Below are 20,049 nucleotides of genomic sequence, written 5' to 3' on the forward strand. Positions count from 1 at the left end.
CGCCGCTCCGGCTCCCGTCGCACCGGCTCCGACGCCGGCTCCAGCCCCCGCCGCGCCTGTCGCCGCCGCTCCTGCAGCTCCGGCGCGTCCGGCGGCTCCGGCCCGTCCGGTCGTCAACTTCGGCCAGCGCGTGCCCAAGCCCGGCAATCCGCAGCGCGCGGCGCCCGAGCGTCCCGCCTTCGGCGGTCGTTCGGCCCGGGAACAGGCCATGGGCGGCGGCGAACGGTCCTATACGGATCGCCCGCAGACCGACCGTCCGCAGGCCGAGCGTCCCCAGGGCGCCCGTCCGGCCCCCGGCGGCGCAGGTCGTCCGCAAGGCGCCAAGCCGGCTGAACCCGTCCGTTATTCGGCCCTGAACCCGCGTCCGGCCCCCGGCGCCGCCCGTCCCGGCGGCGCGCGCACCGGCCCGGGCGGTCGTCCGACCCCGAACGCACCCCCGGCCGAGGCCAATGTTCTGCGTCCGGCCCGCGCCCCCGGCGCCGGCTTCGGCCGTCCGGTCGGTCGCGACGACGATCGCGAGAAGCGTTTCTCCGACGCCGGCAAGGCGGTCAGCCGCACGCGCGGCGAACCGAAGCGCCGCGAAGGCCGCATGACCATCCAGTCCGTGGTCGGCGACGGCGACGCCGCCGAGCGCATGCGCTCGCTGGCCTCGGTCCGCCGCGCCCGCGAACGCGAGAAGGAAAAGCGCAAGGGCGGATCGACCGATGCGCCGAACCGTCCGCGCGAAGTGGTCATCCCTGACATCATCACTGTGCAGGAGCTGTCCAACCGGATGGCCGTGCGCGGCGTCGACATCATCAAGTTCCTGATGAAACAGGGCCTGATGATGAAGATCAACGACGTGATCGACTCCGACACCGCCGAACTGGTGGCCGAAGAGTTCGGCATGGCGGTCAAGCGCGTCTCTGAATCCGACATCGAGTTCGGCTTCCTGGGCGACGCCGACGACGCCGAGGCGGCCGAGACCCGCGCTCCGGTCGTGGCCATCATGGGCCACGTCGACCACGGCAAGACCTCGCTGCTGGACGCCCTGCGCACCACCGACGTCGCCGGCGGCGAAGCCGGCGGCATCACCCAGCATATCGGCGCCTATCAGGTGCGCCTGGAAGACGGCCAGAAGGTCACCTTCCTGGACACCCCGGGCCACGCCGCCTTCTCGGCCATGCGGGCGCGCGGCGCCAATGTGACCGACATCGTGGTTCTGGTCGTCGCCGCGGACGACGGCGTCATGCCGCAGACGATCGAGGCCATCCAGCACGCCAAGGCGGCCGGGGCTCCCCTGATCGTCGCGGTCAACAAGATCGACAAGCCGGACGCGAACTCGCTGAAGGTGGTCAACGAACTGCTGCAGTACGAAGTCATCGCCGAGAGCCTGGGCGGCGACACCCAGATCATCGAGGTCTCGGCCAAGAACCGCACCAATCTGGACGGCCTGCTTGAGGCCATCCTGGTCCAGGCCGAGGTCATGGACCTGCGCGCCAACGCCGATCGCTCGGCCGAGGGCGTGGTCATCGAGGCCAAGCTGGACAAGGGTCGCGGCCCGGTCGGCACCGTCCTGGTCAAACGCGGCACGCTGAAGCGCGGCGACATCGTCGTGGCCGGCGGATCGTGGGGCAAGGTTCGCGCCCTGCTGAACGAACGCAACGAGCAGCTGACCGAAGCCGGTCCGTCCGTCCCGGTCGAAATCCTCGGTCTGGACGAGGCCCCGTCTCCGGGCGACGTCTTCGCCGTGGTGGAATCTGAAGCCCGCGCTCGCGAGCTGACCGAATACCGCCAGCGGGTGAAGCGCGAAAAGGCTCAGGTCTCGGGCGGCTCGGTGTCGCTGGTCGACATGATGTCCCGCCTGCAGTCCAAGAAGGTCTCGGAACTGCCGGTCGTCATCAAGGCGGACGTGCAGGGTTCGGCCGAAGCCATCGTCAGCTCGCTGGACAAGATGAGCACCGACGAGGTGCGCGCCCGCACGGTCTATTCCGGCGCCGGCGGCATCACCGAGAGCGACGTCAACCTGGCCAAGTCGGCCGGGGCGCCGATCCTGGGCTTCAACGTCCGGGCCTCGAAACAGGCGCGTGATCTGGCCGACCGCGAGGGCGTCGAGATCCGCTACTATTCGATCATCTACGACCTGCTGGACGATATTAAGGGCGTGCTGTCGGGCATGCTGGCGCCGCTGCAACGGGAAACCTTCCTGGGCAACGCCGCCGTCCTGCAGGTGTTCGACATCTCCAAGATCGGCAAGATCGCCGGTTGCCGGGTGTCGGAAGGCGTGGTCCGCAAGGGCGCCCGCGTCCGTATCGTTCGCGACGACGTGGTGGTTCTGGAGCTGGGCGTGCTCAACACGCTCAAACGCTTCAAGGACGAGGTCAACGAAGTCACGGCGGGCCAGGAGTGCGGCATGCAGTTCCAGGGCTTCCAGGACATCAAGGAAGGCGACTATATCGAGTGCTTCACGGTCGAAGAGATCAAGCGCACCCTGGACTAGTCCAAGGTCGCGACATCACCGACAGAGACAGGCCCGGAACCCAGGTTCCGGGCCATTTTCTTTGCGCGAGTCCCGCGCATGATGCCAAGCGTGGCGGGAGACGCCGCGCGGGGATCGGTTCATGGCCAGACCACATCTGTCGTCCGGCGACTTCTTCGGCGCGGCGTCGCGAACGGTCGAGGCCGGGGGTTTTCGCGTCGGCCTGTGGATCGCCGACCGTCCGCCCGAGAGCGTCGTGTTTCACGCCCATGACGACGCCCATTTCATCCTGGCGCTCGACGACGGCTATTGCAGCCTGGCGCATGACCCCCTGACGCCCAAGGGCGCCGCCTTCGGTCCCGGCGCCCTGGTGTGGAATCCGCCGGGCGTCGAACATCGCGACTGTTTCACCGTCGCCGGCGGCCGCTTCCTGTCGATCAGCTTCGATCCGCCCAAGAGCGCCGGGCGCGGCGATCCTATGCGGTTGCGCGGCGCCCTGGCTGAAGGCGCGGCGCGACGTCTGATCGGGGTGGCCGGCCGGTTCGCGGCGGGCGACGCCGTGGCGATGGAGGGGCTGACCCTGGATCTGGCGGCGGCGGTGCTGACCCCCGGCGACCTGAACGAGGACCCCGCGCCGGAGTGGCTGCTGCGGGCCCATGAGGTCCTGCACGACCTGGCCGACCAGCCGGGGCTGGAGGTGGCGACCGTGGCGCGCATCGTCGGCGTCCACGCCGTCTCGTTGGCGCGCCGCTATCGTCGCCATTTCGGCCGTTCGCCGGCCGCCGCCATTCGCCAGGCGCGGGCCGACCGGGCGGCGGGGCGTCTGGCCCGGGGCGTGGACCTGGCCGAACTGGCCGCGCTCGGCGGCTATGCTGACCAGAGCCATCTGACCCGTGAGTTCGGTCATATCTACGGCCTGACGCCCGGCCGCTATCGCGCCCTGTTCGCCTGAGCCGGTTTCACCTGTTCAAGACCCGGCGCGCGCATCCTGCCACACCTCGGGTCTCGCTTCTCTTCAAGGATTGTCATGCGTCCCCTGCTTTTCGCGGCCCTCGGGCTCGCGCTCATCTCCTCTCCGGTCCTGGCCGAACCGGCCTGGCCCGTCGCCGCGCCTGAAAGCCAGAACGTCTCGGCCGAGGGGCTGGCGGCCATGGACGCCGCCGTCCGCGCCGGGACCTTCCAGAAGATCACCAGCGTCCTGATCGCCCGGCACGGCCGGCTGGTGCATGAGGTCTATTTTGACGAAGCCGGGCGCGAGAGCCGGCGCAACACCCGCTCCGTGACCAAGACGGTCACCGCCATGCTGGTCGGCGCCGCCGTCGCGCGCGGCGACATCGCGAGCGTCGACGCCCCGATCCTGCCCTTCGTCGCCGACCATGGGCCGTTCGACAATCCCGACCCGCGCAAGGCCGCGATCACGGTCGAGGATCTTCTAACCATGAGCTCGCTGCTGGAATGCGACGACGACAATTCCTTCTCGCGCGGCAACGAGGAGCGGATGTATCTGATCGAGGACTGGGTCAAGTTCGCCCTGGACCTGCCGATCCGGGGGTTCCCGGCCTGGATCCCCAAACCGGCGGACCAGCCCTATGGCCGGGCCTTCAGCTACTGCACCGCCGGCGTGACCACCCTGGGCGCCGTGGTCCAGTCGGCGACGGGCGAACCGCTTCAGGCGTTTGCGCGCGAGGCCCTGTTCGGCCCGCTGGGGATCGAGGGCGAGCAATGGCAGACGTCGCCGACGGGTCTGGCCCAGGGCGGCGGCGGCCTGGGGCTGCGCAGTCGCGACCTGCTGACCCTGGGCCAGCTGTTGCTGAACCAGGGGCGTTGGGACGGCCGTCAGGTGCTGCCGGAGGCCTTTGCAAAGGCCATGACCGCCCCGCATTCCACGGTCGATCCCGAACGGGGCGACTACGGCTATCTGGTCTGGTTGCCGACCTATCAGGTCGGCGGCGTGGCCCATCCCGCCTGGGCGATGGCGGGGACCGGCGGCAACAAGGTGGTGATCGTTCCGGACCTGGACACGGTCGTGGTGGTGACGACCGAGAACTACAATGTCCGCAATCCGCACGGTCTGGCCGACGCCCTGATCGCCGGCCACGCCCTGGCGGCGATGCAATAGGCGGGCGCGCCCTGAAACGACAAAGGCCCGGAACCGTGGTTCCGGGCCTTTTCTGTTGGCGCTTGCGGCGGCTTAAGCCGCCGGGCGGGTGACGCGCGAGGACAGGTTCTGGATCACTTCGCGGGCGTCGAAGGCGTTGGGATCGCCGGCGGGTTTGGGGCCGCGGCCCATGATGATTTCGGCGTTGGCCTCGTAGCGGTCGATCTGGCGAACATCGACGTCATTGGCGCCCCAACGGTCCCACGGGCTCCAGAAGCCGCCGCGGTAATAGCGCCACGACGGACCCCAGTAGGGGCCGTAGAAGCTGTTGTAGCGGCTGTAGAAGGGGTCCGGGGTGGTGACGAAGCGGGTGTCGCGGTCGGTGGCGCGGTTGACGGTGGCGAACCAGTCATAGCCGCTCTCGACCGTCAGCTCGGCCGAACGCAGCAGCAGGGACATCTCGACCTGTTCGCGCGAGGTCACCGAGTTGCCGGCGAAGCTGACGCGGTAGCGGTTGTTCTCGACCCGCTGTTCGGCATAGCCGCCGCGCTGGCCGTTGAAGCCGGCGGGCTGATACGGGGTGGCGGTGGCGCAGGCGGCCAAGGCCAGCCCCGCGACAGCCGTCATCGCCAGGGCTCTGAGCGCCGGCGTCTTTCTGGATAGGGCTTTCATGAATCGACTCCTTGATCGCCCATTCGGGCGCGCTGGCGGCTGAACGGCGCATGAACGGCCATGTTCCCAACCAATCTAGGACGAAGCCCGGCTGCGTCTAGAGCCGCAATACAATCAGTACGGCCGCCGTCAGCAAAAGGATGCCGACGAACAGGCCGAAGCCGCGCCGGAACCGAGGCTGCTGCATGCGCTGCGACAAGGCGGCGCCGGACAGGGCGTAGGCGCTCATCGACATCATATCCATGCCGATGACGGCCAGGGCGAACAGGGCCAGTTGCGGGACGACGGGCCGATCAACGTCCAGGAACGGCGGCAGGACGGCGGTGAAGAACAGGATGGCCTTTGGATTGGCGATCTGGACCGCGAAACCGTCGACGAAGGCGCTGCGCCCTTTGCGCACAACGACGGCGTGGTCGGGCTGCTGGGGGTCGGTCGGGGCGGTGTCTTGCAAGGCGCCGCGCAGGGCCTTGATCCCCAGCCAGGCGACATAGAGGGCGCCCAGTATGGCGATGATGTGGAAGGCGTCGGGGAAGGCCTTGACCAGGGCGCCCAGGCCCAGGGCGGCGGCGGCGAACCAGACCAGGGTCGCGCAGTTCATGCCCACCACCCCGACCAGGGCCGAGGCTCGGCCCTTTTCCACACCTGTCGCGACCGCGAACAGATTGGCGGGGCCGGGCGTGATGGCCATCACCACCATGACGCCCAGGAAGGTCGAATAGAGGTGCGGATCGACGGGCAGGGCGGACATGCGGCGCGATGTCGCTGTGATCGCGCGCGCGGTCAAGAAGAGGCCCTGTTTCTTCTCTCTTTCGTCATTCCGGGCGAAGGGCCGCTTGGCCCGAAGACCCGGAACCCAGCGGCGCGCGCGAGCGCGAACCTGTCGCGGACCCGATCTTCAAACAGCGTGCGGCGGATAGATTTCGCCTTCGGCGCCGCTGGGTTCCGGGTCTCCGCTGCGCTGCGCCCGGAATGACGAAAGAGCCCTAGGAGCAGTGTCAGGCGGCCGGCGTTTCGGGCGGCTCCGGGGCTTCGGGCGCTTCTGGGGCCTCCGGTGTTTCCGGCGCCTCTTCTTCCGCGACCACGGCGTCCGCCGCCTGGTCCATCGCATACTGGGCGATCAGACCGTAGGTCACCATCTGTTCGGGATCGGGATTGGTCCAGGCGCTGTTGCGGGCGATGCCGGTTCCGGCGGCGACGCCCTGTTGCAGCCCCTCTTCCATCGCCTGTTTGACCTCGGGGTCGTTCAGGGCGTCCTCGACTAGGGCGTCGATATCGATGTCCTTCAACGCCTCGGCGGCCAGTTCGGACGCGTGTCGGGTGGCTTCGGCGGTGAAGGCGGCGACGTCGGGCGCGTATTCGGACCAGAGCGCGGCGACACGCTGGCCGCGTACGCTCTCGCTCAGGCTCTGATCTTCGGAAATGGCCTCGGCGCGTTTGCCGAAAGCCTCCATCCGCGCTTCGAAGGCCTCGGCGGCGGTTTCGAGCCGGGCCTCGGCGGAGTCAGGGCGGTGAGCCCCGCCTGTGGCCGGCGCTTCCTGGGACGCATTCTGCGCGAGCGCCGAGGAGAGGGGCAGAAGGGCCAGGGCGGCCGTCAGGCTGAGCGCGCGGATCATGGGAGGTTCCCCGTTGATGACCCGCACAAACTCCGCCCAAGCCCGCCTCGCCTCAAGTGAAATCGCGGTAAGGCGGCCTATTGCGGCGTGGCGGGCGCGGGGGTCGCTGGGGCGGCGGCCTCCGCCTCGGCCTCGGCCCGCGCCTGGGCCGGGATGCTTTTGATCTGCTGTGCGACGGCCGCCATCTGCTCCGCCGGCGCGCCTTGAGAGACCGCAAAGGTCTGAACCTCGGCGGCGAAGGCGTCGACCTGGGGCTGATAGCGCGCCTGGATCGCATCGAGGTCGGACTTCGCCTTGGCCGTGTCCGTCTGGGCCGCAGCGGCCTGCATCTCTGCCGCCATAGTCCCCATCGTCTCGCCGAAGGCGTTGGCGCGGGCCTCGAACGCCGCCTCGTCCGGGCTTTGGGCCTCGGTCGGGGCGGGCGTGGCGGGGGCGAGCCCGATCTGGGCGGCGGCGAGGCCGGGGGCGGCGGCCAGGATCAGGGCGGCGGCGCAAGACAGAAGACGCATGGGCGGAAACTCCAAAAGAGCGGCGGGCGCCGCACAGTTGCTCCAACAAGGGCGCGGACAAGCCGTCGCCGTGTCAGATCCTCAACATCGATAAGGCTTGCACGCGCCGGACTGCAACACAGTAAAAGGGCGCCAAGACCTTTGAAGGCCGCTGGGGCGTCGACGATCTGAATCCGCAATTCTACCTAGGTTTTGAAGAACGGGATTCTAAGGGCTTTGGTCCAGCCTTATGGTATGGGTCGGAGCAGATCGAGTTTGGGACGCGGGCGCTGGCGATTTTTCCGCCACGACGCCGGCCTGGAGGCGGGGCCGCCGCCCTGGCTCTATGTGGTGCTGTTCGTCGCCAGCCAGCTGCTGGGCCAGTGGAGCATCGCGGCCCTGCAGGCCACCGTCATGTGGCCCGCCAACGCCGTACTCCTGGCCGCCGTTCTGCAACTGCGCCGGGACAAGGCCATGGGCGTTATGCTCGGCTGCGTCCTGATCAATCTGGCCAGCAATATCGTCCGGGGCGACCCCCTCCTGTTCGCGGTGAGCAATGTCGCCTTGAACCTGTTGCAGGTGGTGATCGCGGCCCTGCTGGCCCGACGCCTATGCGGCGCGGCCCTCGATATGCGGCGCCCCCTCCGCCTGTTCCGCTTCGCCGTCGGGGCAGGGGTTCCGGCCGTCGCCGTGACCACCCTGCTCGCAGGTCTGATCGCCGTCCTCGCCGGGCGCCCGCCGCTGGAAAGCCTCGGCTTCCGCATGCGCCATCTGTTCGACATGGAACTGCTGGCGATGATGATCGTCACGCCGACCCTGTTGCTGGTCGCGCGCAATCATCGTTTCCAAAAGGACGCCCAGGCCTCGCCCGCCGAGTTCGTCATTCTGATGGGTCTCGTGGCCGCTGCAGCCCTGTGGGCCTTCGGTCAAAACATGGCGCCCATTCTGTTCGTCATCTTCCCGCCGCTGATCCTGCTGGCCTTCCGCCTGTCTCCCCCGTGGACCGCCGGCGCAGTGATCCTGGTTTCCGTCATCGGGGCTGGAGCCACCGTCACCGGCCATGGACCCGTGGTCCTGACCCGGCTGGCCTTCGACCCGGCTCTGGAGGGGGTTCCCAGCGTGATGCGACAGATGAACGTGCTTCATCTGTTTCTCCTGGCCGTGGTGGGCACGGCCCTGCCGATCACCGCCCTGTCGACCGAACGGCGTCGCCTTGTCGCCCGTCTGAATGTCCGCACCGAAGCCGCCGTGGCCGCCTTGAAGCGCGCCGAACGGGCGGACGCGGCCAAGTCCCGGTTCCTGGCCATGATGAGCCACGAGATGCGCACCCCCCTGACCGGGATCACCGGCTATGCGGACCTGCTGTCGCGACGTCCCGAGCTGGACGCCGAGGGCCGGCGTCAGGTCGAAGCCGTTCATCAGTGCGGCGAGGCCATGCTGCGTCTGATCGAGGATCTGCTGGAGGTGTCGAACGGCTGTTCTGCGCTGAACCTGAAGCCGGTGGACCTTTCCACCCTGATCGAGGAGGCCGTGGGGCCTGCACGCGAATGGGCCACTGTCCGGGGGCTGAACTTCGCTGTGACCCTCGCTCCCGGTACGGAAGGCCTGGTCCTGACGGACGGACGGCGCCTGCGTCAGATTCTGCACCACCTGGGCAGCAATGCGGTGAAGTTCACCGGCAAGGGCGGCGTGCGCATCGGGGTGGAGCGAGTGGGCGACCGGCTGCGTTTCGCGATCAATGACACCGGTTGCGGCATGACCGAGGATGTTCTCGCCGGAATCTTCAGCCTGTTCGAGCAGGCGGACGCCACCACCAGCCGCGCCCACGAGGGGGCAGGCGTCGGCCTGGCCCTGGCCAAGAACCACATCGACCGGCTGGGCGGGATCGTGACCGTCGAAAGCGCGCCGTACAAGGGGACGACCTTCACGGTGGAAATTCCAGCCCAGGCGGTGGCCGCCGCGCCGGCGGCCGAGACGACGCCGCTGGAGGAGCGCCGCATGCGGGTCCTGATCGTCGATGATCATCCCGCCAACCGCGATCTTCTGCGGATCATGCTGCAGGCCGCCGACTGCGAGACCACCGAGGCCTGCGACGGTCGCGAAGCCGTGGACGCCGTCGCGGCGGCAGCGTTTGACCTGGTGCTGATGGACATCCGCATGCCGGTGATGGACGGCGTCGCCGCCACCCGCGCCATACGCGCCATGGACGGGCCTGCGGCCGGAACCGCCATCCTGGCCGTCACCGCCGAGGCCATGCCCGAGGACGTGGCCCGCTGCCTGACCGCCGGCATGGACGCCCATGTCGCCAAGCCGATCACCCAGGCGCGTCTATATCAGGCCATGAACGACGCGATGGACGCCGCCGCCGTGCGCAGCGACGACGCCCAGGCCGCCTAAATCCGCCTACCAGGTCAGGTTGACCCGCGCATAGACGAACCGCCCGTTGAAGCCGAACGGCGAGTTGTAGGGATAGCCCAGCACCCCGTTCGAGTTCAGCGACGCCGGCGTCGCGTCCGGATATTCGTCGAACAGATTGTCCGCCCCGACCGCCAGGCCGACCCGGTCGGTCAGCTGATACCGGCCTTCCAGATCGATCACCGTCTTGTCGCCGGTACGATAGTCGTTGGCCGCGACCGATCCCGGTTGCAGCACGTCGCCGTAATAGGTGGCCCGCAGCGTGGCGCCCCACTTGTCCAGATTCCAGTCGGCGCCGGCCGAGACCTTCACGTCCGGCGTGCCTTCTTCGATGGTCAGGATCCGCTGGCGACCGAACAGGGTGGTCGACAGGTTGCTGTCCACCGAGACGTCGTTGAAGTTGGCGGCCACGGTGAAGTCGAAATCGCCGACGCTGTCGGTCGGCAGGCGATAGCGGCCGACCACGTCCACCCCCTCGGTCGAGGTCGAAACCCCGTTCAGGAAGAAGCGCGCCGCCTGAACCCCCAGCGGGGTCAGCAGGGCGGGGTCGCGGATCAGCTCGGACAGGACGATCTGGTCCTCGATGTCGATCTTGTAGGCGTCCACCGTCAGGTCGAAGGCCCCCAGCCGCACCACGGCGCCCAGCGAATAGTTGGTCGAGGTCTCGGGCTTCAGCGGCCGTCCGCCCAGGGCCGTCCCCACCGGGCTGACCGACGGGAAGGTGCCGGTCTCCACCACCGCCCCGTCCTGGATCACCGACGAGGTCGAGGTGAAATAGGACTGTTGCAGCGACGGGGCGCGGAAGCCGGTCGAGACCGAGCCGCGCAGGGCGAAGTTGGGCGTGAAGTCATACCGGCCCGACAGCTTGCCCGTCTGGGTGTCGCCGAAGTCGGAATAGTCCTCGAACCGCACCGCGCCGGCGACCGTCAGCTTGTCGGTGATCGGCAGTTCGATGTCGGCGTAGGCGGCGAAATTGTCGCGGTCGACGTCCACTTCGTTCGACGGCTGGAAGCCGGGGAAGCCCTGGGCCCCGCCCGACAGGGCCGTGTTCGACCCCAGCGGCCCGCGATTATAGCTCTCGGGCTGGCCCGCCTCGATCTGGTAATTCTCCCAGCGCTGCTCCAGACCCCAGGCCAGGTTCAGCGGCCCGCCCGCCAGACCGGCCTCGAACTGACGGCTGAAATCGGCGCCCAGCACCAGCTGGTCATAGATCAGGCTGCCGGAATCGAAACTGGTCAGCGACGCCGCCCCATAGGTCGAGTTCAGCGAATCCTCGGTGCGGAAATCCAGGGCGTTGCGGCCATAGACCAGGCTGACGTCGGCGTCCCATCCGGCGACCACGCCGCGCAGGCCGCCGGCCAGGGAGGCGTCCTGGGAATTGACCGCCACCTTGGGCAGGAAGCCGTTCGGATAGACGCTCGTGACGTTGTTGACGTTGTCCGACAGGCGCGGGAAGGCGGCGCCGGAGCTGTCGCGGTCCTGATAACCGGCCCAGCCATAGGCCTCCCAGCCATTGCCCAGTCCCTTGCCGGCGTTGGCGAAGACGGTCCACTGCTCGACGTCCGGATCGCCGAACCGGGCGGTCACCGCGCCGTTTGCGGCCGCGCGGGGGTCATAGTCCGAGCGGTTGGTGGACTCGCGGTTCAGATATTCCGCCGACAGGGTCAGGAAGCCGTCTTCGCCGAGTGCGAAACCCTGCCAGGCCGAGGCGGTGGTGGTGGCGCCGTCCTCCTCGTCGCGCTCGCCGCGCGCGGTCTTCACCGTGGTCAGATACTGGCCATAGGTGACGCTGGCCCCGCCGCCGCTGGAGGCCTCCTTCAGCCGCAGGTTCACCACCCCGGCGATGGCGTCCGAGCCATACTGGGCCGAGGCCCCGTCGCGCAGCACCTCGACCCGGTCCAGGGCCGCCGTCGGAATGGCGTTCAGGTCGACGGCGGCCGAGCCGCGGCCGACGACGCCGTTGGTGTTGACCAGGGCCGAGGCGTGGCGGCGCGTCCCGTTGACCAGGACCAGGGTCTGGTCCGGCGACAGGCCGCGCAGGGTCGCCGGACGGATCGAGTCGCTGCCGTCATTGGCCGAGGGGCGCGGGAAGGTCAGGGACGGCACCGACTGGGCCAGGGCCGTCGCGAACTCGGTCGTGCCCCGGTTCTGCAGGCTCTGGGCCGTGACCACATCGACCGGCGCCAGGGTGTCGAGGCGCGAGCGATTGGGCGCGCGGGTGCCGGTGACGACGATCTCGTCCACGGTCGCAGCGTCATCCGTGGTCTGGGGGGCGGCGGCTTCCTGGGCGAAGGCGGGCGCGGCGCTCAGCAGGGCGACGGCGGAGACGGTGGCGAGAAGAGCCGGCGAGGCGGCTCGGAAGGCGGTGCGCATTGAGAGATTTCCTGATGATTGTTTCTTGGCGCGCACGGGCGCGCGGAACCGGCGTCTTCGACGTCCGGCCTATGGGGTTGGATGTGCCGGATTGGGCGGCTTCAGCCGCTACATCGTCCGCCGCGCCGATAAAGGCCGGCCTGTGTCAGGACTGTGGACATCGTCGTCTCCGACCGCGCGGTCAGGGGGAGCGCCTCGCGGTCATGGCCATATCAGGGCGGAGATGCGGCGGGTCAATGCGCGGGAGGGGCCATGTTTGCTGAGGGCAGGGCGTAGAAAAACTACACCCTCCCTTTCGTCATTCCGGGCGAAGGGCCGCTTGGCCCGAAGACCCGGAACCCAGCGGCGCGCGAGAGCGCGAACCTGTCGCGGACTCGCGGGTCCAGCATCGTGTGGCGGACAGATTTCGCCTTCGGCGCCGCTGGGTTCCGGGTCTCCGCTTCGCTTCGCCCGGAATGACGAAAGGGACAGGTCCGCATCACCTCCACCGCGCGCGAAGGCGCGTGGGGAGGACAGGTCGCGCTTGCGACCAGGCGGGGGCGACTCCGACGGTGGTGATGACCCTTGCCCGCTTCTGACACCGAGTCGCCCCCTCCTGGCGTTCGCTGACGCTCCCGCCTGTCCTCCCCGCCGGCCTTCGCCGACGGGGAGGTGAGCGAGAGCGCGCCCCTCGATCAGCCGGGTTCGAACGGAAACCGTTCAGCCCAAATGGCCTTGAGTTCCGGCAACTCATCCACCCGTTTCACCACCTCCGCCATCTTGGGCGCGACCTCATAGAAACGCGCGCGTCTCGGCGTCCACCGACTGGCCACGGCCACATAGAGGTCCAGCACCGTCAGGGTCTCGCCCAGCAGGAACCGCCCCGGTTCGATCTGGCTGTCCATCATCCCCCAGCATTCGGCGATCCGGTCCTCGGTGCGTTGCAGGATGCGCGCCTGATCCTCCAGATCGTCGCCCGCCAGCCGCGAAGGCACGTCCCGCACCCAGTACATCGAATAGATGGCGGCCGGCACGAAACTCATCCAGCGCAGGAACTGGCCGCGTCGGGCGTCGTCCGCCCCGGGCGCCAGCCCCGCCCCGGCACGACTGGCGGGGTGATGACGGTCGGCCAGCCAGATCAGTATGGCGGCGCTCTCGGTCAGGATCTCGCCATCGGGCGTGACCAGGACCGGCAACTGCCGCATCGGATTGACCGGCGCCACCTTGTCCCGCTCGGCCTCCCCCTCCCAGGTCGGGGCCTCGACGACGGTGTAGTCCAGACCCAGCAGGGTCAGGGCCGCCTCGACCGGATCCGATCCGGACCCGGCGGCGCCATAGACGGTGAAACTCATAGCGGCGTTCCCTTGATCTCGATCGTCAACGCTCAGTCCGTCAGATGCTGTCTCCAGCGGAGTCTGCGATCAAGGCCCGGTGTTTGGTCGGTCAAGCTTGATCTCTCCGCGCCATCCCCAGGCCCGTCCCCAGTTTCCTCAATCCAAACCACAACATGTAGCGGGTAGGACAATTTTGATCACCATATAGGTGATTTCCGGCTTGGCGCCGGGCGCGCTGAGTCGCATGGTGAACCCCTCTCCGGAATCGCTCTTTCAGGTCCAGTTCGATGAACGCCATCACCCCGATCATCCGCCCCGACCGCGCCGGTCTTCTGACCCCGTCCGCCGCCTACAAGCCGTTCCGCTATCCGTGGGCGTTCGACATGTGGAAGAAGCAGCAGCAGGTCCACTGGATGCCGGAAGAAGTGCCGCTGGGCGAGGACGTCAAGGACTGGGCCTCGACCCTGAACGACAATGAACGCAGCCTGCTGACCCAGATCTTCCGCTTCTTCACCCAGGCGGACATCGAGGTTCAGGACAACTACATGGAACGCTACGGTCGGGTGTTCAAACCGACCGAGATCAAGATGATGCTGGCCGCCTTCGGCAATATGGAGACCATCCATATCGCGGCCTACGCCCTGCTGCTCGAGACCATCGGCATGCCCGAGAGCGAGTTCGGCGCCTTCATGGAATACGAGGCCATGCGGGACAAGCACGACTATATGGGCCAGTTCGGGGTGGATTCAGACGCCGACATCTGCCGGACGCTCGCCATGTTCGGCGGCTTCTCGGAAGGGGTTCAACTGTTCGCGTCGTTCGCGATGCTGATGAACTTCCCGCGCCAGAACAAGATGAAGGGCATGGGCCAGATCGTGTCCTGGTCGGTGCGTGACGAAAGCCTGCACTGCGAGGGCATCATCAAGCTGTACCACGCCTTCAACAAGGAGACGGGGGCCGTCACCAAGACCGTGGCCGACGACATCGTCGACTGCTGCAAGACGGTGGTGAAGATGGAGGACAAGTTCATCGACCTGGCCTTCGAAATGGGCGCGGTCGACGGCATGACCCCCGAGGACATCAAGCAGTACATCCGCTTCATCGCCGACTGGCGCCTGCGCCAGCTGAAGCTGCCCGAAGTCTATGGGGTGAAGGAAAACCCGCTGCCCTGGCTGCAGTCCCTGCTGTCCGGCGTCGAACACGCCAACTTCTTCGAGGCCCGCGCCACCGAATATTCGAAGGCGGCGACGCAAGGCAATTGGCACGGTTCGGACGGCGTCTGGACCGAGTTCGACCGGATGATGGCCCGCCGCGACATGAGCCTGGTCGCCGGCTGAGCCCTGTTGGTTACTGCTGCGGCCTGACCCAGGCGGGTCGGGCCGTGCAGGCCTCGCGGAAGCCCGACTGACATAGCCGCACCTGCTCGCGCCAGGCCGCGTAGTCGCGGTCGTACTGGTCCTGGGCCGCCCGGGTGGCCTCAGCCGCGGCCCGCGCCTGTTCCTCGGTTTGACGCACCTCGATCTGATGACGGGCCACGGCGGCGTCATAGTCCAGCCGGGCCGCCTCGTCCGCGCTGTCGGCCAGGGCGTTCTGGGCCGCAATCTCGTCGTTCAGGGCTCGAGTGAGACGCAACTCTTCCTCGGTCTGTTTGGAGTCGTCGGCGCGGTGATAGGCCTCGCCCCGCGCCCGCTCCAAGGCCTCGCGCGCGGCTGGATCATTGGGATCAGGCAGGGCGCGCTGGTCGCGGTACGGGTCCGGCGCGCTATAGGGGTCTGGGGGCGTCTGGGGCGCCGTCTGAGCGTGAGCCGCGCCCGCCAGGGCGGCCGCTCCCAGCAGGGCGCTGACCAGGGATATGCGGATGGTCATGCAGCTATCCTTCGCTCAAGGCCTATCAACCAACCTTCGCCGTAACGGCGCCGATCCGCAACAACGCAGACGTGACGAAAAGGTGGCGCGCGACGCCGCTTCACGTCATGGTCGTGATCTCTCTGACGCCAAACCCGCCACCGAGCAGACCTCATGATCCTAAGCACCTCGTCCGGAGACTATCCGATCCCCGCCGACGTCGCGCGTCAACTGCCGAACGTTCCGGCCCTGCCCGATCCGGCCGCGCCGAACGCCCGGCTGCAGATCGAGGATTTCCGCCACTGGCTGGACGCCTCGCCGGAACACGCCATCGATTATGAGCGGCTGCGGCGCTGGCACCTGGTGCAGGATGAATTGGCGGCCCAGGCCAAGGCGGCGAACCGCGCCTTCATCGTCTCGGACGACGGCCTGGAATAGGCTCCGGATTTGAAGGTCTAGGCCGGCAGGCGCAGTTCGAAAACCGCCCCGCTTCCCTCATTGGCCCCTTCGCTGGGGACCAGCCTCAGATCGCCGCCGTGCAGGGCCGCCAGTTCGCGCGATATGGTCAGGCCTAGGCCTGATCCGTCCGAGCTCTTGGAGCTGACGAAGGGCTCGAACAGGCGTTCGGCCAGGCGTGGGGGAATGCCCGGTCCATCGTCGGCGATCCGGACCACGCAGACCCCGTCCTCGCCGAAGGCGCTGACCGTGATGGCCCCCCGACCGCGCCGCTCGGCCGGTCGGCCCGCGTCGGCCTCGATGGCCTGACGGGCGTTGCGCATCAGATTGACCAGGATGCGATAGAGCTGATCCGGGTCGGCCTCGACCGCGAACCGGGCGGGCAGCTGTTTGACCAGCCGCACCCCGTCCGGCTCCAGCCCCGCATCCTCGGCCGCCAGGGTCAGGGCCTTGGTCAGGACCACGCGGGTCTTCTGGGGCGCCGGCTCCTCGCTGCGGCCGTATTCCAGCACATTGCGCGACAGGCTGGCGGCGCGGCTCAGCGCCCGCTCCAGCCGGGGCAGGGCCTTGGCGACCTGCGGGTCGGCCGAGGTCGCCAGCCGCTCGGACGCCATCTGGGCCGAGGTCAGCATGTTGCGCAGGTCGTGGTTGATCTTGGCCACCGCCTCGCCCAGGGCGACCAGACGGGCGCGCGAGCGCAGGGACTGGCGCACCTCCTCCTGCATCCGCGACAGCTCGCGCTCGACCCGGCCGATCTCGTCGTGGCGGTCGGACGGCGCCTCGGCCTCGCTCTCGGGATCGGCGGCGAACCGTTCCATCGACCGGGTGACACGCCGCAAGGGCCGCAGCACCAGAAGGGCCAGGCCGCCGTACAGCAGGGCGCCCGCCGTGACCGACACCAGCAGCGACACCAGCAGGCTGTTCAGCAGGAAGGATTTCAGTTCCAGCTTCAACGGCTGGGCCGGGGTGACGATCTCGATGAAGTCGCCCGAGCGATAGCGCGGCTTGGCCTGGACCCGCAGCGATCGATCCGGATGGCCGAACAGGGTGCGCCAGGGGTCGGTCAGCCGCGCCCAGCTGTTCTGCTGGCGCAGGTCGATCAGTTCGGGCGCGCGCGGCAGATTGGGGGCCTGGAGCAGCAGGCGGCGCACCCCCTGTTCGGTCAGGGCCACGGCCTGAACCCCGCCGATCCGCATCAGCTCGGCCGCCGTGTCGTCCTCGACCGCGCTATAGGGCAGGGCCTCGACCCCGACCGAGGCCAGTTCGGCGGCCTGGAGCCGGTCGCGCAGCCAGCGTTCGTGGAAGGCGGCCAGGTTCGGCCCCATGATCAGGGCCTCGACCGCCAGGGTGAAGGCCACGGTCAGCAGCAGCAGGCGCGCCGACAGGCCGTCCGGCGCCCGGGGGCGCAGCCGCTCGCGCCACACCTCAATCGCCTCAGGCGACAGTTTCAGGGCCGCCGCGACCTTGTCGAACAGGGGGGTCATGCCTCGGCCCTGTTCGCCGAGGCCGCACGCCCGCTACGGGCGCGGGCCATCTGGACCAGTTTGATGCCGATGGGCAGCAGCAGGGACAGGAAGACCACCCCCATCAGCGGCCAGAAGAACTGGCGCAGCAGCATCGGCAGGTCCGGCCGCACCCCGGCCCGCAGCAGGCCGCCCAGTTGGGATCCGATCCAGGTGTAGATGAAGGTCGACGGCAGCAGGCCGATGAAGGTGGCGATCACATAGGGCCGCAGCGGCACCGCCATCATCCCCGCCGTGGCGTTGACCAGGACGAAGGGCACGCTGGGAATGACGCGCAGGGTGAACAGGGTGGTGAAGGCGTTGCGGTCGATCCCCTTGGCGATCCGATCCATGAAACCGGCGTCGGCCTCGAACTTGGCCCGCAGCCAGGTGCCGATCGAGGTGCGATAGACAGAATAGATGACGACGGAGCCTATGGTGGCCCCGGCGGCCTGGGCCAGGGCCCCGACCCAGGGGCCGAACATCATGCCGCCCAGCAGGGTCAGGAAGACGGGTCCGGGGATGGTGGAGGCGGTGGCCACGGCGTAGACGGCGACGAAGGCGACCAGGGCGATCCACCAATGGGCCTGGGCATAGGCCTGAAGGTTCAGGCCGTGCTCGCGGATCAGATCCATCGACAGATAGCGGTTCCAGCCCAGGGCGAAGAAGACGGCCACCAGGCCGGCGATGACCGCCAGCGGCGTCAGCCGCAGGGCCCAGTCCTTCGCCGTTCGTTTCGCCATACGCTCGTCATTCCCGAATTGCCGACCGAGCGTTGACTCGCGCGGTCATGCGACTTATACGCCCGCCCTTCCTGCGACGGACGCCTCTTGCCCCGTCGCCCAACCTTTTAACGTCAGGAGCCGACCGTGAAGCGGACCTATCAGCCGTCGCGACTCGTGCGCAAGCGCCGTCACGGCTTCCGCAGCCGGATGGCCACCAAGAACGGCCAGAAGATTGTTGCGCGCCGTCGCGCCAAGGGCCGCAAGCGCCTGACGGCGTAAGCGGCTTGCGCGTCCGGACCTTGGACGCATGAGCGAGCCTTTACAGATCAAACGTCTGTTGCGGCGGCCCCAGTTCCTGGCGGCCGCCAAAGGCGTTTCCGAGGCGCGCGGCGGCGTGGTGATTCAAAGGCTGGAGCGCGGCGACGGTTCGCCGCACATCGGCCTGGGCTTCACCGCCACCCGCAAGATCGGCGGCGCCGTGGTGCGAAATCGCGCCAAACGCCGGCTGCGCGAGGCTGCGCGGGCCATGTTGCCCGTTCACGGCCTGCCCGGCAGCGACTATGTCTTCATCGCCCGAATGGGCACGACCGAGCGTGCGTGGGACCGTCTGCTTGACGACGTGAAATCGACGCTTACAAGGCTGGCGACACCGAAGGCCGACCGGCCCTCGCCCGCCCGCGCCCCATCCGGCCAGGACCGCCCGAATCCATGACAAACGAGAACTCGCGCAACACGATCATCTTCATCGTGTGCTCGGCCCTGATCCTGGGGGTCTACTGGTTCGCCGTGCTGCGTCCGCAGGCCGAGCGCCGCGCCGTCCAGCAGCAGGCCCAGGCCGAGCAGTCCCAGACGGCCGAGAACGCCGCCCGCACGGCGCTGAGCCCGCAGGGGCCGACCTTCGTGACCGACCGCAGCCAGGCGCTGAGCACGGCCGCGCGCGTGCCGATCCAGTCGGGCACGCTGAAGGGCTCGCTGTCGCTGCAGGGCGGCCGCATCGACGACCTGTTCCTGACGGACTACAAAGAGACGCAGGACAAGCCTGAGCCCGTCGAGCTGTTCCGCCCGCAGGGCATGCAGAACGCCTATTTCGCCCAGTTCGGCTGGACCGGTCCCAATGTGGTCGGCGGGGTTCCGGGGCCCAACACCGTCTGGCGCCTGACCGCCGGTTCGACCCTGACCCCGACGACGCCTGTGACCCTGACCTGGGACAACGGCCAGGGCCTGCGCTTCACCCGCGTGGTGTCGGTCGATGACCGCTATGTCTTCTCGATCCTGGACACGGTCCAGAACCTGGGAACCCAGGCCATCACCATCGCCCCCTATGGCAGCGTCCAGCGCCTGGGCGTGCCGCCGCTGGCCGGATCGTCCCACATCGTCCACGAGGGGGCCATCGGCACCTTCGGCAAGCCGGGCGAGTACCGGACCGAGCAGAAGAAGTACAAGGACTGGCTGAAGGAGCCGCGGATCGAGAACGCCTCGACCGGCGGCTGGCTGGGCATCACCGACAAATACTGGCTGGCGGCCCTGCTGCCCCAGCAGAACGAGGCGGTCGAGACCGAATTCCGCGTCCGCGACATCAACGGCGGCCAGCAGCTGGAAGCCAATATCCTCGGCGCCGCCCGCACCATCCAGCCCGGTGGAACCGCGACCGAGACCCAGCGCCTGTTCGCCGGCGTCAAGCGGGCCGAGGTGCTGAAGACCTATGAAGAGACCCTGCAGCTGCCGCGCTTCGTCTATGCGATCGACTGGGGCATGTTCTGGTTCCTGACGCGCCCGATCTTCTGGATCCTGGAAAACGTCTATGGCCTGGTCGGCAGCTTCGGTGTCGCCATTCTGGCCCTGACCGTCATCGTCAAGCTGATCATGTTCCCGCTGGCCAACAACGCCTACGCCAGCATGTCCAAGATGCGGAACCTCCAGCCCAAGATGGAGGAGATCAAGAAGAAGTTCAAAGACGATCCGCAGAAGCAGCAGCAGGAGACGATGGCCCTGTACCAGAAGGAGAAGATCAATCCGGTCGCCGGCTGTCTTCCGCTGGTGCTACAGATCCCGGTCTTCTACGCCCTGTACAAGGTGCTGACCGTCACCATC

General features: G+C 68.2%; 18 protein-coding genes. 9 read left to right on the plus strand and 9 right to left on the minus strand.

The window, feature by feature from the left end; translation table 11 throughout:
* From infB to Q7J26_RS06015, 3 genes are all read left to right on the plus strand, one after another.
* On the plus strand, positions 1–2,479 hold a 2,479-nt coding region (infB, locus tag Q7J26_RS06005; RefSeq protein WP_304935591.1), incomplete at its 5' end, for a translation initiation factor IF-2.
* Between the two features lie 121 nt (positions 2,480–2,600).
* Positions 2,601–3,410: an AraC family transcriptional regulator gene (locus tag Q7J26_RS06010; protein ID WP_304935592.1), complete on the plus strand. Its 810-nt coding sequence runs from the start codon at positions 2,601–2,603 to the stop codon at positions 3,408–3,410.
* A 75-nt stretch (positions 3,411–3,485) separates the two neighbouring features.
* Positions 3,486–4,577 (plus strand): serine hydrolase, encoded by a 1,092-nt coding sequence (locus Q7J26_RS06015; protein ID WP_304935593.1) that lies wholly within the window; start codon positions 3,486–3,488, stop codon positions 4,575–4,577.
* Positions 4,578–4,649: 72 nt separating this feature from the next.
* Here the strand turns inward: Q7J26_RS06015 and Q7J26_RS06020 are convergent, their stop codons facing one another.
* The 4 genes from Q7J26_RS06020 to Q7J26_RS06035 form a co-directional block, all read right to left on the minus strand.
* Positions 4,650–5,228: a hypothetical protein gene (locus Q7J26_RS06020; RefSeq protein WP_304935594.1), complete on the minus strand. Its 579-nt coding sequence runs from the start codon at positions 5,226–5,228 to the stop codon at positions 4,650–4,652.
* A 97-nt stretch (positions 5,229–5,325) separates the two neighbouring features.
* Positions 5,326–5,976 (minus strand): LysE family translocator, encoded by a 651-nt coding sequence (locus Q7J26_RS06025; protein WP_304935595.1) that lies wholly within the window; start codon positions 5,974–5,976, stop codon positions 5,326–5,328.
* A 247-nt stretch (positions 5,977–6,223) separates the two neighbouring features.
* A complete protein-coding gene (locus Q7J26_RS06030; protein WP_304935596.1) occupies positions 6,224–6,841 on the minus strand; it encodes a hypothetical protein in 618 nt (205 codons plus the stop codon).
* Between the two features lie 77 nt (positions 6,842–6,918).
* Positions 6,919–7,350 (minus strand): translation initiation factor IF-2, encoded by a 432-nt coding sequence (locus Q7J26_RS06035; protein ID WP_304935597.1) that lies wholly within the window; start codon positions 7,348–7,350, stop codon positions 6,919–6,921.
* A gap of 255 nt (positions 7,351–7,605) precedes the next feature.
* Between Q7J26_RS06035 and Q7J26_RS06040 the strand changes: the two genes are divergently transcribed.
* Entirely contained in the window at positions 7,606–9,726 is a 2,121-nt protein-coding gene (locus Q7J26_RS06040) for a response regulator (protein WP_304935598.1), read from the plus strand.
* A 6-nt stretch (positions 9,727–9,732) separates the two neighbouring features.
* Here the strand turns inward: Q7J26_RS06040 and Q7J26_RS06045 are convergent, their stop codons facing one another.
* Together Q7J26_RS06045 and Q7J26_RS06050 are read right to left on the minus strand one after the other, a co-directional pair.
* A complete protein-coding gene (locus Q7J26_RS06045) occupies positions 9,733–12,117 on the minus strand; it encodes a TonB-dependent siderophore receptor (RefSeq protein WP_304935599.1) in 2,385 nt (794 codons plus the stop codon).
* A 674-nt stretch (positions 12,118–12,791) separates the two neighbouring features.
* The gene (locus tag Q7J26_RS06050; RefSeq protein WP_304935600.1) at positions 12,792–13,448 is read right to left on the minus strand and encodes a glutathione S-transferase family protein; all 657 of its coding nucleotides are present in this window, start codon (positions 13,446–13,448) and stop codon (positions 12,792–12,794) included.
* 269 nt (positions 13,449–13,717) lie between these two features.
* Between Q7J26_RS06050 and Q7J26_RS06055 the strand changes: the two genes are divergently transcribed.
* Complete coding sequence (locus Q7J26_RS06055) at positions 13,718–14,767, plus strand: ribonucleotide-diphosphate reductase subunit beta (RefSeq protein ID WP_304935601.1); 1,050 nt, start codon at positions 13,718–13,720, stop codon at positions 14,765–14,767.
* Positions 14,768–14,777: 10 nt separating this feature from the next.
* Here the strand turns inward: Q7J26_RS06055 and Q7J26_RS06060 are convergent, their stop codons facing one another.
* Positions 14,778–15,296 (minus strand): hypothetical protein, encoded by a 519-nt coding sequence (locus tag Q7J26_RS06060; protein ID WP_304935602.1) that lies wholly within the window; start codon positions 15,294–15,296, stop codon positions 14,778–14,780.
* Between the two features lie 153 nt (positions 15,297–15,449).
* Between Q7J26_RS06060 and Q7J26_RS06065 the strand changes: the two genes are divergently transcribed.
* Positions 15,450–15,713, plus strand: coding sequence for a hypothetical protein (locus tag Q7J26_RS06065; protein ID WP_008261527.1), 264 nt, complete (start codon positions 15,450–15,452; stop codon positions 15,711–15,713).
* Between the two features lie 17 nt (positions 15,714–15,730).
* On the opposite strand, the gene Q7J26_RS06070 is transcribed toward Q7J26_RS06065, so the two are convergent.
* Positions 15,731–17,215, minus strand: coding sequence for a sensor histidine kinase (locus Q7J26_RS06070; protein WP_304935603.1), 1,485 nt, complete (start codon positions 17,213–17,215; stop codon positions 15,731–15,733).
* Entirely contained in the window at positions 17,212–17,976 is a 765-nt protein-coding gene (locus tag Q7J26_RS06075; RefSeq protein WP_304935604.1) for a TVP38/TMEM64 family protein, read from the minus strand. Before Q7J26_RS06075 ends, Q7J26_RS06070 begins: the two co-directional genes overlap by 4 nt.
* Before the next feature lie 126 nt (positions 17,977–18,102).
* On the opposite strand from Q7J26_RS06075, the gene rpmH reads away from it, so the two are divergent.
* From rpmH to yidC, 3 genes are all read left to right on the plus strand, one after another.
* Positions 18,103–18,237 carry a 50S ribosomal protein L34 gene (gene rpmH / locus Q7J26_RS06080; protein ID WP_003164000.1) on the plus strand — a complete coding sequence of 45 codons (135 nt, stop codon included), beginning with the start codon at positions 18,103–18,105 and terminating at the stop codon, positions 18,235–18,237.
* 28 nt (positions 18,238–18,265) lie between these two features.
* Positions 18,266–18,670 carry a ribonuclease P protein component gene (rnpA, locus tag Q7J26_RS06085; protein ID WP_304935605.1) on the plus strand — a complete coding sequence of 135 codons (405 nt, stop codon included), beginning with the start codon at positions 18,266–18,268 and terminating at the stop codon, positions 18,668–18,670.
* Positions 18,667–20,049: membrane protein insertase YidC (gene yidC, locus Q7J26_RS06090; protein ID WP_304935606.1), on the plus strand; the 1,383-nt coding region annotated here is incomplete at its 3' end. The genes rnpA and yidC, both read left to right, overlap by 4 nt.

Source organism: Brevundimonas sp. (assembly GCF_030656255.1).
Classification (GTDB): Bacteria; Pseudomonadota; Alphaproteobacteria; order Caulobacterales; family Caulobacteraceae; genus Brevundimonas.

What these genes read in the sequence shown, in the direction of transcription:
- Q7J26_RS06010 (WP_304935592.1), top strand. Translation starts at nt 2,601, where the DNA reads ATGGCCAGACCACATCTGTCGTCCGGCGACTTCTTCGGCGCGGCGTCG.
- Q7J26_RS06015 (WP_304935593.1), top strand. Translation starts at nt 3,486, where the DNA reads ATGCGTCCCCTGCTTTTCGCGGCCCTCGGGCTCGCGCTCATCTCCTCT.
- Q7J26_RS06020 (WP_304935594.1), bottom strand. Translation starts at nt 5,228, where the DNA reads ATGAAAGCCCTATCCAGAAAGACGCCGGCGCTCAGAGCCCTGGCGATG.
- Q7J26_RS06025 (WP_304935595.1), bottom strand. Translation starts at nt 5,976, where the DNA reads ATGTCCGCCCTGCCCGTCGATCCGCACCTCTATTCGACCTTCCTGGGC.
- Q7J26_RS06030 (WP_304935596.1), bottom strand. Translation starts at nt 6,841, where the DNA reads ATGATCCGCGCGCTCAGCCTGACGGCCGCCCTGGCCCTTCTGCCCCTC.
- Q7J26_RS06035 (WP_304935597.1), bottom strand. Translation starts at nt 7,350, where the DNA reads ATGCGTCTTCTGTCTTGCGCCGCCGCCCTGATCCTGGCCGCCGCCCCC.
- Q7J26_RS06045 (WP_304935599.1), bottom strand. Translation starts at nt 12,117, where the DNA reads ATGCGCACCGCCTTCCGAGCCGCCTCGCCGGCTCTTCTCGCCACCGTC.
- Q7J26_RS06050 (WP_304935600.1), bottom strand. Translation starts at nt 13,448, where the DNA reads ATGAGTTTCACCGTCTATGGCGCCGCCGGGTCCGGATCGGATCCGGTC.
- Q7J26_RS06055 (WP_304935601.1), top strand. Translation starts at nt 13,718, where the DNA reads ATGAACGCCATCACCCCGATCATCCGCCCCGACCGCGCCGGTCTTCTG.
- Q7J26_RS06060 (WP_304935602.1), bottom strand. Translation starts at nt 15,296, where the DNA reads ATGACCATCCGCATATCCCTGGTCAGCGCCCTGCTGGGAGCGGCCGCC.
- Q7J26_RS06065 (WP_008261527.1), top strand. Translation starts at nt 15,450, where the DNA reads ATGATCCTAAGCACCTCGTCCGGAGACTATCCGATCCCCGCCGACGTC.
- Q7J26_RS06070 (WP_304935603.1), bottom strand. Translation starts at nt 17,215, where the DNA reads ATGACCCCCCTGTTCGACAAGGTCGCGGCGGCCCTGAAACTGTCGCCT.
- Q7J26_RS06075 (WP_304935604.1), bottom strand. Translation starts at nt 17,976, where the DNA reads ATGGCGAAACGAACGGCGAAGGACTGGGCCCTGCGGCTGACGCCGCTG.
- rnpA (WP_304935605.1), top strand. Translation starts at nt 18,266, where the DNA reads ATGAGCGAGCCTTTACAGATCAAACGTCTGTTGCGGCGGCCCCAGTTC.